Source organism: Cuspidothrix issatschenkoi CHARLIE-1 (genome assembly GCF_002934005.1).
In the GTDB taxonomy this organism is placed as follows: domain Bacteria; phylum Cyanobacteriota; class Cyanobacteriia; order Cyanobacteriales; family Nostocaceae; genus Cuspidothrix; species Cuspidothrix issatschenkoi.
On sequence record NZ_PGEM01000078.1, the window covers coordinates 30,016 to 41,993 of the forward strand.

At 38.1% G+C, this 11,978-nt stretch carries 9 protein-coding genes; 1 reads left to right on the top strand and 8 read right to left on the bottom strand.

Annotation, left to right across the window (positions count from 1 at the left end; all coding sequences use genetic code 11):
* Positions 1–55: 55 nt before the first annotated feature.
* The 7 genes from CUN59_RS22330 to CUN59_RS11575 form a co-directional block, all read right to left on the bottom strand.
* On the bottom strand, positions 56–190 hold the full coding sequence (locus tag CUN59_RS22330; RefSeq protein ID WP_279327301.1) for a hypothetical protein: 135 nt from the start codon (positions 188–190) through the stop codon (positions 56–58).
* A 69-nt stretch (positions 191–259) separates the two neighbouring features.
* Complete coding sequence (locus CUN59_RS11550) at positions 260–1,288, bottom strand: NAD-dependent epimerase/dehydratase family protein (RefSeq protein ID WP_104387977.1); 1,029 nt, start codon at positions 1,286–1,288, stop codon at positions 260–262.
* Positions 1,289–1,332: 44 nt separating this feature from the next.
* On the bottom strand, positions 1,333–2,544 hold the full coding sequence (gene lhgD / locus CUN59_RS11555; protein ID WP_104387978.1) for an L-2-hydroxyglutarate dehydrogenase: 1,212 nt from the start codon (positions 2,542–2,544) through the stop codon (positions 1,333–1,335).
* Between the two features lie 165 nt (positions 2,545–2,709).
* The gene (gene rfbF, locus CUN59_RS11560; RefSeq protein WP_104387979.1) at positions 2,710–3,483 is read right to left on the bottom strand and encodes a glucose-1-phosphate cytidylyltransferase; all 774 of its coding nucleotides are present in this window, start codon (positions 3,481–3,483) and stop codon (positions 2,710–2,712) included.
* A gap of 509 nt (positions 3,484–3,992) precedes the next feature.
* Positions 3,993–6,185 (bottom strand): tetratricopeptide repeat protein, encoded by a 2,193-nt coding sequence (locus tag CUN59_RS11565; protein ID WP_104387980.1) that lies wholly within the window; start codon positions 6,183–6,185, stop codon positions 3,993–3,995.
* A 148-nt stretch (positions 6,186–6,333) separates the two neighbouring features.
* Positions 6,334–7,116 (bottom strand): PP2C family serine/threonine-protein phosphatase, encoded by a 783-nt coding sequence (locus CUN59_RS11570; RefSeq protein ID WP_104387981.1) that lies wholly within the window; start codon positions 7,114–7,116, stop codon positions 6,334–6,336.
* Positions 7,117–7,265: 149 nt separating this feature from the next.
* Complete coding sequence (locus CUN59_RS11575; protein WP_104387982.1) at positions 7,266–7,940, bottom strand: vWA domain-containing protein; 675 nt, start codon at positions 7,938–7,940, stop codon at positions 7,266–7,268.
* A gap of 726 nt (positions 7,941–8,666) precedes the next feature.
* Here CUN59_RS11575 and CUN59_RS11580 point away from each other — a divergent pair.
* Positions 8,667–10,013, top strand: a complete 1,347-nt coding sequence (locus tag CUN59_RS11580) for a response regulator (protein ID WP_104387983.1) — start codon at positions 8,667–8,669, stop codon at positions 10,011–10,013.
* Between the two features lie 198 nt (positions 10,014–10,211).
* Here CUN59_RS11580 and bchB read toward each other — a convergent pair whose 3' ends face one another.
* The gene (gene bchB / locus CUN59_RS11585; RefSeq protein WP_104387984.1) at positions 10,212–11,762 is read right to left on the bottom strand and encodes a ferredoxin:protochlorophyllide reductase (ATP-dependent) subunit B; all 1,551 of its coding nucleotides are present in this window, start codon (positions 11,760–11,762) and stop codon (positions 10,212–10,214) included.
* Positions 11,763–11,978: the final 216 nt, after the last annotated feature.

Here is an 11,978-nt window from a genome sequence, read left to right on the forward strand (position 1 = left end):
CGTAGTTTGCTCAAAGCATAGTGTGACACTAGCCATACTCCTGAATTCTAAGAAATTAGTTATCCTTATTTCGGGTACTCCGCACTTGAGAAGTTCTACCTTCTAGCACTTCCTGTTGTGCTAAATCGGAAAGATTAGTGATACAAATTCCATCTTTTTTAAGACATTTAGCCGACAATGAATAGAGCAAAGTGAGATTGAGGACTTCAGTCCTCAAAGGAGGAATAAATTCCTCACTACGAACTTGGAATGATTATTTTTACTGTTTATTCCAGAAAAAGTCTTGATTAATTTGTTCTGTGCGAATGAGATATTCTAATTGTTTCAAACGGGTGAATCCTCTAAACAAGAAGGTATCTTCAGTCATGTCAATTTGCTTGAACAAACTAAATAATTGTTCTGCCCCTCTTTGAGCATTCCAATCACACTTAAATCCTGGTAAAATACTATTGATTTTTGCAAAGGATACGCGATAGCTGCGATTATCTGAACCATTATTACCAAAGGATAATTTACAACCAGCAAAAACCTCAGCTACGATTTCTGCAATTTCTTTAACTCGGTAGTTATTCGCAGTATCACCCACGTTAAAAATTTGATTATGAATAACATCTCTGGGTGCTTCTAATGCACAAATAATGGCTTTACAAATATCCAAGGCGTGAACTAATGGCCGCCACGGTGTACCATCACTGGTCATTTTAATTTCTTTAGTTGTCCAAGCTAACCCGGCTAAGTTATTTAAAACAATATCAAATCGCATTCTAGGGGAAGCACCAAAAGCTGTGGCATTTCGCATAAAAGTAGGAGAGAAATCATCATTAGCTAATGGTTGAACATCTCTTTCTACTAAGGTTTTACATTCGGCGTAAGCTGTTTGGGGATTTACAGGAGATTCTTCTGTGACATCGCTTTCACTAGCCACACCATACACACTACAGGAGGACATATAAACAAAGCGCCGAACTCCCATTGTTTTTGCTAAATTGGCTAGACGAACTGAACCTAAATGATTAATATCATAGGTAATGGTCGGTGATAATTGACCAGTAGGATCGTTAGATAATTCGGCCATGTGAACCATAGCGTCCACTCCTGCTAAATCTTCAGGATTAATATCACGAATATCTTTATTGAGGGTTTTAGCTGTTAATTCCGTGCCGTTATATAACCAACCAACTTTATAAAAACCTGTATCTACTCCGATGACTTCATAGCCTCTTTGCATTAATAAGGGAGGCAATAAAGAACCAAGATAACCTTCTGTGCCGGTCACTAAAATCTTCATGATTGTTAAAATTTTTGCGGTGTAAATTTTGTTGTTTGTAGCTGTTAAATAGCTAAACTATGCAAATGTGCGAGTTCTGGTATTTTTCCTACTATGGCTTTACCAATTTCTAAGGAAGAAGTTGCCGCCGGTGAGGGTGCATTGCAAACATGAATGGAGTTTTCACCTTCAATAATTAAAAAGTCATCTACTAGAGAACCATTATTCATCAATGCTTGGGCGCGAACTCCTGCATGGGTAGGAATTACATCTTCTGCTTTTACTTCGGGAATTAGTGTTTGCAAACTTTTGACAAAAGCAGCTTTACTAAAGGAACGAATTATTTCTTGAATCCCTTCGTCAGCGTGTTTAGCTGCTAGTTTCCAAAAGCCAGGATAAGTAATAACTTCGGCAAAATCTCGTAGGTCAAAATCAGTTTTTTTATAACCTTCTCGTTTGAGACTGAGAACTGCATTTGGTCCAGCATGGACGCTGTTATCAATCATGCGGGTGAAATGAACGCCGAGAAAGGGGAAATCTGGGTTAGGAACTGGATAAATGAGAGTTTTGACTAGATAGCGGTTTTCGGGGGTAAGTTCGTAATATTCACCGCGAAAAGGAACGATTTTTGCTCCAGGGTTAGCCTTACCTAATTTTGCAATGCGATCGCTATGTAATCCGGCACAATTGATCACAAATCGAGTTTCAAAACTGCCATTGTTAGTTTTTAATACGTGATTTTGACCACTACGACGAATTTGTAAAACTTGGGTATTAAGACGTAAATCTCCTCCTTGATTGCGAATTAATTCGGCGTATTTTAAACAAACTTGTTTGTAATTAACTATTCCTGTATTAAATACCCGAATTCCCCCCACACAACTGACATGAGGTTCAATTTCTTTTACTTCTTCGGGACTAATTATTTTAACAGGAATGCCATTTTCTAAACCCCGTGTGTAGAGATTTTCGAGTCGTGGTAATTCTTGTTCATTAGTAGCAACAATGACTTTACCACAAATGTCATGATCAATATCATGTTTCTGGCAAAATTCGACCATGGAACGACTACCATCACGGCAAAATTTAGCCTTAAAACTTCCTGGTTTATAGTAAATACCAGAATGAATTACACCGCTATTATTACCAGTTTGATGAAACGCCCATTGACTCTCTTTTTCTAACACTAAAATTCTGGCATCTGGATGACGTTCTCCCAATGCCATGGCGGTAGAAAGTCCAACTATACCACCGCCAATAATCGCAAAATCATACATTATTAATCTTTCCCCAATCCAATATCTAAAATTGAAAATCCAAAACTCCTACTTCCTTCCCAGCGAAAGAGTACCTTACCTATCTTCTTTTCTTCTGCCATCGTTTCCTTCGTGTCTTCATGGTTCATTTAATCCGTACTTTCATTTTATCATGGTAACGGAATATTACCAAACTTGCCAAGGTGCTTTACCACGTTGCCAAAGTTCCTCTAGATAGTTTTTATCTCTTAATGTGTCCATTGGTTGCCAAAAACCATCATGTTTATAAGCAGATAATTCTTCTAAATCAGCTAACTTTTCTAATGGTTCTTTCTCCCACACTGTTAAACTATCCGTAATAAAATCAATTACTTGTGGTTCTAGGACAAAATAACCACCATTAATCCAAGCACCATCACCTTCAGGTTTTTCTTTAAAACTGGTAATTTTTGTTTGTTCGTATCCTAAAGAAATCGCCCCAAATCTTCCTGCTGGTTGGACTGCACTGAGTGTGGCTAATGTGTTTTGTTGTTTATGAAATTTAATTAATTCTGTAATATTGACATTACTGAGACCATCACCATAGGTAAAGCAAAAAGTTTCATTACCAATATGTTCACGAACTTGTTTTAAACGTCCGCCAGTCATGGTATTATCACCTGTATTTACTAAGGTGACTCGCCAAGGTTCTGCATATCCAGAATGGACATTCATTTGATTAAATCGCATATCAAATGTCACGTCTGACATATGTAAGAAATAATTAGCAAAGTATTCTTTGATGATGTACCCTTTATAACCGCAACAAATGATAAAATCATTGATGCCATGAGCGGAATAAATCTTCATGATGTGCCAGAGAATTGGTTTACCACCAACCTCTACCATAGGTTTGGGTCTAATACTGGTTTCTTCGCTTAACCTTGTACCTAAACCGCCGGCTAAAATCACCGCTTTCATATAATTACCTCAAAGATTATCAGGTGTTTGTTAATATCCAGACAATGTAGAGAATGCACCATGATATCTGAGTAGTTCAATGATGATTTTTTCTCAATGCTTATGGTAGATAATAATCATAATGTAGCCGCAATTTTTTCTAAAAGGATAAAGAAAAAGTAAATTAAGATATTTTCTCTGTAAAATATTTATAAATAAATTCATATCTTCAGGAAGTAATAGGCAATAAAAAAATTATTAAGTCTCAAAAAATACATTGCGGAATTCTCACATAATAAAAAGACGTTCCGTGGAACGTCTCTACATGATTGTTTCTAATTAGGGCTTGCTGAATAAAGCTATAACCGGTTATTAGTAGGGGTTTCGCGGATTTTAAGAACAAGCAAGTGCAAGGTTTTGGCAAATGGAGTCCCAGATCGCACTGTTCCCTGTTCCCTCTCCTCACAGACAACTTTTTCAGCAACCCCTAATTATTGTACTTTTACCAGTGAACAGTCAATCGTCAACCTTCAACCTGCATTCTTCTGTCCTGCTAAAGTTGATTTCGGTAAAACAGTATCACATTTTTTGGCTACAATAATACACATATTGCTGAGGGCTTGTTGATAATTATCCATATCCTCTTGCTCTAGAGAAACTTTGGCGGCTGTTTGCAAATCTGCTACTGCTTGAACATGATTTTTATCAGATCCATTTTCTCTATATTGTGATAGCTCATAGTGAACCATAGCCCTCTTTAAATAAACTTTAGCTAGTCGGGGATTAATTTTTAAGGCCTCGTTAAAATCAGAAATTGCTTGTTGGTATTCTTTTAAGTAATTAGCACTATATTGAGCAATTTGATATCGAACTAGACCTCGTTGAAAATAAGCCTCTACTTTCGATGAATTCAGTTTCATTGCTTGTGTAAAATCGGCAATTGATTTTTGGTATTCGTCAAGAGAATTATTGACATATTTGGTAATTTCAAATCTGACAATACCTCTTCTGATATAAGCCTCAGCATCATTTTTATCTATACTAATAGCAGTGTTAAAGTCAGCGATCGCTTGTTTATATTCCTTGTCTGGATCGCTACTATAATCCGCCAATATATAATAAACATTGCCACGATTTACATAAGCTTTAACTTCTTGAGGATTCAATTTCAAAGCTTGGTTATAATTAGCTAATGCACCTTCATAATCATTCAAATTATAGCGAGCATTACCCAAATTTACATACCCTTTCGCATATTTGGGATTTTTCTTGACAGCTTGAGTAAAATTGGTGATCGCTTGTTGATAATCTTGCTGTTGATAAGCAAGATCACCCTGCTGATAGTAATCCATAAACGACAGATTTGACTGTGGAGGAGGATTATCTGTCCGCGAGAGCAAACTTTCTTGAGTATAAGGATTTTGGGAAACCAAGGGACGAGTAAACTTCACCATCACATCCAAATAGCCCAAAATACCCAAACCTATCACACTAAAAATCACACTATATATCTTGGGGTTGAGCCTATTAGTAGGGGATAGAGACGAAACCGACTGACTGGATGATGATTGCCAATTATATACAGGGGAGTTTGATCCTAGCGGTTGGGTAATTCTAGGGGTAGGACTATGACGACGTTTTGATTTGCGTCGGGGTTGGAGATGTTGTTTGGAAGCGATCGCCCTTGGAGAGGGAAACGGATCTCTACCACCTAATTTTTTCGCCCGTTCACACCAAGGACACTTCTGCAAATGATTATGATACAGATGTTGAGGATTAGTACCACAAGTTATCAAACTCTCTTCCACCGCCGTTAGTGCCGACAACCAAGTTTGAGCATTAGGGCGCAACTTTGGATTACTATGGCCATCTTCAAAACAACGCACAAACAAATCCTGTAATTGGGGATGCAGAAAATCCCAACTCGGAGAAATGGGCGTTGGTAAATAGGGTACTTGTTTCTTCTGGCTATAGGTAAAATGGCCAGCCAAGATCCGTGCTTCATAGGGAGGAGGTTCAACACCACCCTGAAATATCCCCGAAAATGGGTGAGTACCTTCCATTAATAACTGGAAGATCAGCACAGCTAACCCAAACAGATCATGATGGCTGTCTCGATCATAGTTAGCAAAAATCTTATTCTGTAATTCTGGGGGCGTATACTCAGCCTTACCCACAGCACAACGATAAACAATATTTTGGGATGGTTCAGGAACTTGGAAAGAATCTGTATCTACCAATGTCACCAAAGCCGTATCACTCACCAAGATATTCGACTCATTCACATCACCAATACAATATTGGCTGGCGTGCAAAGCCGCAACAGCCGCCGCCAAATTGCGAGCAGTTCGCAGTAAATATTGATAATTGAATAATGGGCAATGTTGTCGGCGCACCCCCGGATTATAAAAATCCATGATCGGCCGCATTCCCCGGATTCTTGGCATGACAAAGCCAACAACCTTACCACTACCATCTACAGATTCTAACAACTCCTGTGGCCAAGCAATAGAAATATGTCCTAAACTAGACGTAGGATTAACAGGAGGATTAGCAAGCATCGCCTGTAGTTTTTGGGCATAGCTAGTAGTGGGTTTATGATAGATTTTTGCTACCAAATGTTCATCCGATGGCACTGCATAGATACAAGCTTCACCACCATGTCCCACACTGACACAGAAGTTGAGAATTTCTGGATTGGGAAGACGACGTAGTACCTGCATGGAAGAATTAAGGTAATGTAAATTAATTGACAGTTAGGGAAAAAAGAAGAAATCAGGAACAGTTAAAACAGCTATGTTCCTTTCTCTTATATGTTTTTCCCAGGGCTGTAAAACAGATTTTTGCAACAGGTGTACTGATGAGAATCAATCATGGGTTGCCAAAGGCAGCTAGAACTAAAGTCAAATCATCATCTGTACGTTGGGTAATCTTCTCGGAGCTTAAAAACCTCTGTAGATGTTCTTTTGCTAATGTTCTATCCTCGGCATTAGCGACAAACTCAAACAAAGGCAAAAAAAACGGTTTGTGAGGTTCACCTACTATCATATTCAAAGCCAACATTTGTAGTCCATCGGTGAGAACACCAACATTAACAATGTCTTCTCGCCATAATTTAATTTGGGCAGTCTCTACAGCACCAGGAGATGTTAAAAAGGTTGTTTCATTGATATATTCACCACTACTAGGAGTAGTTAATGCTATCAAGTGTCCCATACTATTCTTACCTACAGCTACACCATCTCCAATTTGCGCCACAGCCACAATTTTCGGTGCAGCAATCATCAGAATTAAGGTAGTTGCCAAATCCTGGGGTTGATTTTCACCAGCATCTGCCTCCATTTCTATCGCTTTGCGGGCTACTAACATGGTATTAGTAAGCAAATAGCGCAAAACATTATCATTAGCTAGGGCATCATTGGTAATCTCTTGCATTGAAAGATGTTCTATTGCCGTTTCCACAGCAATCATTGATCCCACCTTTCCTAGTTTAGCAGAACCTGCCCCATCCGCTGCTGCTATCACCAGCACATTATTTGCTAATACCTGCCAATGGTGAGCATCCTGACAAAGTTGCTGGTTTTTGACGTGGCTAGTTCCACAGACAGAGGCTGCTACTATACGCCATTGAGAAATCTGTTTTGATGTATTCATATAATTTGTTTTCCACAGCTAGTTCAATTTGAACATTAAGCTGTTATAGCAGGGAACAGGGAATAGGGAACAGAGTTGAAAGTCATGAGAGTGTATAGTTTTTTAGGTAAATTCTGTATCTCATTCAAGTGCATACCGCTATATGTTAACTAAACAGTTCCCCAACCAATGGGAGGTAGTGCAACCTGTTCATCTAATTTAGAATGAGATACTGCTGACATACTCGCAGAGAGCCAAACAAACATCTCAATAAAGTTTAAACCCTTCAGTTTGAGGGGACTACGCACAGCAATTTGGCTTAATCTGGCCATATTTGCATTCTCTACCCCTACAGTAAAGAAAGCCACCCGCTTGTTATATTCGTCTCCTTGCAGTCTTTGGGATGCTTGTTCAACAACATGATCTAATTCTCCTTGGGGTTCACCATCGGTAATCATAAACACCCAAGGACGGTAATAAGCAATGCCATTGGTTCTATATTGGGATTTGCGCTCCTGAATAATATCTAAAGCTTTATGAATACCCGATCCCATAATCGTTAGGCCTTGGGCGGTAAGAATAGGGGGGTTAAACTGATCCGCAGTAACAAAATCCTGCACGATATTGACTGTACTATCAAAAGTAATAATTGCTACTTCTACCCTTCTAGCCGCTAAGGAATTTTTTACTAGTTCATCTTTTAAACTTAGCAAGCCTTGATTTAAAGCTTCGATTCGTTCCCCTTGCATAGAGCCAGATGTATCTAGCAACAGCACGCATGGACAACGGGGTTCGGGATTCTCAGCAAATTCTACAGCTTGATCCAGATTAAATGTATCAATCATAACGTTTTGTGTTATGTTATAGTCCAAAGCTTTATTTTCCTTTTTCTCAAAGTATATAGTTTCTGATGCTAGTATAGTCAAGATGTTAGTTTGAGCTACTTATATCAAGTATCTCAACCACTCATCATTACTGCTAAGTTAGTAGTAAATTGTGATGATGTTTAATCTTGGTTGTTGTAGCCTGTCTACCATAGTCTCAATTCCAGTTAACATCAGAGAATTCAGGAGTCACTGTGTTAGGAGTCAGAATGTTTAATCAAAAAAATACAAAATTTGACTGCTAAATGTTGATGGCTGAATGCTTACTAATCAATATATACATTTACCCCCATAAATTTTTAAAGATTCCATGAGGGATTTTCTCTGTCTTAACTGCCATAAATTCATCATTGTTAAATCCACAAAAAGGAGGAATATCAATATAAAATTTGATGAGTTTAAATTCCTGGGAAAATCTCACCATCATCACTGGAATAAAGTGGATACCCTTGATTACGATCAAATAACCGCAAAATCTGCATAACTGTCCGTTTTCATCGAGATAAATGCTGAAAAATCACCATAGAAAAACACATAAATTGTTACCTTTCCATCCGATGATTTTGATAAGATTTTTGTCCTCGATATTCATAATTCCATAACAGGTGATGATGACCATCTTGCAGCCTGATATTTAATCTTTTTCAAAACTATATTGATGTATCCGCACAAAAAATTGTAAAAATTATGAAGAATATTGGCACGTTTACTCACCTATCACCCCAGGGTTTATTAAGACAATTAAGTAATTGTTATGAAACCACCTGTTTACAAGCATTTAGTAACTCTGTATCTTGGCTGATATATATTGAACAAGGAAAAATTATTTATGCGACTCATTCAGTAGAACCCTTTGATAGATTAGAACGACAGATGCGTCGTCTTCATCAACGAATCCCCCTGGTAGATAATGAAGTGCGTGTACAAATGCGCTTGATGTTTGATAATGAAGAACATCAGAATTTACCTAGTCAACTTCCTGAATATAAAGCGATTAATTGGCTAATTAGTCAAAAACATATTCTTCCAACTCAAGCAACCTTACTGATTCAAGAATTAGTTGAAGAAGTCCTGGAATCTTTTCTGCTCATAAAAACTGGCAATTATGAATTAACAGAAAGCCTCAATCATATTACCAAAATTTGTAAATTAGATATTAATTTTATCATAGAACAATGCCAAAATAAGTTACAAAATTGGCGATATCTGGGTAGATATATATCTTCTCCCTATCAGCGCCCATATTTATTAGTTAGTAGCAAATTTTATGATAAAAGATTACCTCCACTACCTATTGATCTCACCAATTGGATGAAGGGGTTTAGTTTACGTCATCTAGCGATTATTCTCAATCAGGATGAATTGCAACTAGCCCTGAATTTATACCCCTATATTGTTAAAGGTTCAATAGTCTTACATGAACCTGATCCCCCATTTGATAAGTTACCAAAAACTTATCCCCATTCTTTCCTATTTACTGAAGATAGAAAAGAGTTATTAATTGAGAATAAATCATTTACTCCCCAACCTACTCCGATTATTTCTCCAGAAAATGCCGTAGTGCAACAGTTAGGACCTGATATTGCTGATGCACCTGAAGCAGATAAAGATGTCCAATTAGCACCAGTTGAAGGGGAAAAAATCACGGTCAATACGACTATTAAACAAAAAAACTACAAAATTATTTCTGTAGATGATAGTCCCACTATTCTCAAGGAAATTAGTCGCTATTTGCAAGATGAAAATTTTACTTTGGTGACTATTAATGAACCTGTTAAAGCAATTATGTCAATTATTCGACATAAGCCTGATTTGATTTTACTTGATTTGAATATGGCAGGAATTGACGGTTATGAACTATGTCGCATTATCCGCAATAATTCCATGTTTAAAAATACTCCCATTATTTTTGTGACTAGCAACAAGGGAATTATGGATAAAGTTAAAGCAAGATTTGTTGGTGCTTCAGGTTATTTAACTAAGCCTTTTACCCGTGCTGAATTGCTAAAAATAATTTTCATGCACCTAGCATAATTGTAGAGACGTTCCGATGGAAGCAGGAATAGAATTGTTGGGTGTCTTGGTGGTACAATGGAATTAGTAGAACATGGTATTAATAGTTTTCTATTCACACCAAATAACCCCCAATAATTAGCGGAAACAATGATTAAAATCATTAAAGGATACCCATAACGGATATCCTTTAATATCAATAAATCCTAACTACCAAAACTACGCCCCTACAGATTCCTTAGCTGCATACAACACCTCAGCCGAGATATCTTTAAACCCACGCTCACGGGCAAACTTTTCCGTATTTCGCTTCACTTTCCCGCGCACAAAACCAGGAATTTTATTCAATTCTGCTTGTCCATCTTTTGTCCAATTCAAACCAGATTCTGCAGAAATTCCTTTAGTAATTACTTCCTTTGTATCGTGTCCACCAAAGATTTCTAAAAGGTGATCTTCCATTCCCAAAGTGAAGGAATTATAGATTAAATCTGTGATTTGATTTGTGCCTTCATAACCCATAAATGGTTTGTAACCAATGGGGAAATTCTGCACGTGAATTGGTGCTGCAATCACACCGCAAGGAATATTCAAACGTTTACCAACGTGACGTTCCATCTGTGTACCAAATATAGCAGAAGGTTCAACGCGAGCGATCGCATCCCCAATTTCACCATGATCATCTGTAATTAATACTTCATCACAATATTCGCTCACCTGTTCTCTAAACCAGTCAGCATCATACTTGCAATAAGTACCAGCCCAAACCACATGAATCCCCATTTCCCGGGCGAGAATCTTCGTTAAAGCCGCCGCATGGGTATTATCACCAAAAACCACCGCTTTCTTCCCAGTCAAGTTCTGACAGTCAATAGAACGGGAGAACCAAGCCGCTTGGGATACGTGCAGAGTTTGTTCGTTGATGAAATCTTCATAATTAACCTCAGCACCTTCCATAGTGAGCGAAGTCGAAATATGGGCGTTAATTACCTGCTGAATTTTACGGATACATCTAGCAGTTTCCACAACACCCATCGGCGTAATATCTACGTAAGGTGTCCCGAACTGTTCTTCTAAATATTTAGCTGTTGTTAACCCCAGTTCCCGATAAGGAATTAAGTTAAACCAAGCTTGAGGCATAGTTTTTAATTCGTGAACAGACGCACCTTCAGGAATAACAGTATTTACCTGAATTCCCAAATCAGTCATTAACCGCTTCAATTCGGTGACATCGTGGTTATTATGGAAACCCAGAGTAGAAACGCCGATAATGTTAACTGAGGGTTTCGCCGTTTTCTCTGTTGGTAATTCCCCTTTTTTGCGGGCCTTCTCAATATAATATTGAACGATCTGTTGTAAAGTGCGGTCAGCAGCCTGTAATTCATTGTAGCGATAATGGTTCACGTCCGCCAGCATTACGTCGCCTTTTGCTTCCAACTGCGACCTTTCGACAAAATTGTGTAAGTCCTCTTGCAAAATGCTGGAGGTGCAGGTAGGAGTTAAAACGATTAAATCTGGGTGTTCTTCCGCGTCTTTGCGGGTGATGTTGTCTACCACCTTTTCTTGAGAACCTCGCGCTAAAACGTTTCTGTCAACGACGCTGGTTGTAACTGGGGTAAAGTTTCTCTCCCGCGATAGCATGGAACGCATAACGTTGAAGTAGTCATCACCGAGGGGCGCGTGCATGATAGCATGAACGTTTTTAAAGGAACTCGCAATCCGCAAAGTCCCAATGTGGGCGGGTCCAGAATACATCCAGTAAGCCAATTTCATCCTGTGTTCTCCCTTGAAGTTAAATAACTATAAGTGCTTGATTATTAAATCGTTTCTGATTTTCTCAAACCTAACCGCTATGAACAAATAAGGTTTGTTGCGAGGTTATTTGACATCTGAGAGGTTAAAACCTAGTGGCTGACTGGGTTATAGCTGATTATTTAAACAATATTTATGTTGTTTAAGTAAATAAATCTTAATGATTTGCAAAATATT